This is a genomic window from Streptomyces mutabilis, assembly GCF_014649815.1.
Taxonomy (GTDB): Bacteria; Actinomycetota; Actinomycetes; order Streptomycetales; family Streptomycetaceae; genus Streptomyces; species Streptomyces mutabilis.
Genome location: NZ_BMTT01000172.1, coordinates 1 through 651 on the forward strand (window position 1 = coordinate 1; position 651 = coordinate 651).

Genomic DNA, 651 nt, shown 5'->3' on the forward strand with positions numbered 1-651 from the left:
TTATTTACCGTTTTTGGTGCGTCACCTGAAAGTGCGTTGAAATATCAAGCAAGTGATCGCCAAATTGAAATTTATCCTATCGCAGGTACACGCCCAAGAGGTCGCAATGCCGACGGCTCAATCAATGCTGATTTAGATAGCCGCATTGAGCTCGAAATGCGCACAGATACCAAAGAGTTATCAGAACACCTTATGTTGGTTGATTTAGCACGCAACGATTTAGCGCGTATCTGCCAAGCTGGAAGCCGTTATGTCGCTGAATTAACCAAAGTAGATCGCTACGCTTTTGTTATGCACTTAGTATCAAGAGTAGTAGGAACATTACGTCATGACTTAGATATTTTTCATGCCTATCAAGCCTGTATGAATATGGGGACACTCTCAGGAGCACCGAAGGTCAGTGCTATGCAACTGATTGCACAATATGAAAAAACCAAACGAGGCAGTTATGGCGGTGCAATTGGCTACTTTACTGGTAACGGTGATTTTGATACTTGCATAGTTATTCGTTCTGCTTATGTAGAAAAAGATATTGCAACTATTCAAGTGGGCGCTGGTATTGTGCTCGATTCTGATCCCAAAATGGAGGCGGAAGAAACTCGCAATAAATCACAAGCGGTTATCAATGCCATTTTACAGGCGCATGCTGAA

At 42.7% G+C, this 651-nt stretch carries 1 protein-coding gene; it reads left to right on the top strand.

Going from position 1 to position 651, the window contains the following annotated elements; all coding sequences use genetic code 11:
• Positions 1-651, top strand: a 651-nt coding sequence (locus IE142_RS39895; protein ID WP_191889453.1) for a chorismate-binding protein, incomplete at both ends; no start/stop codon positions are given.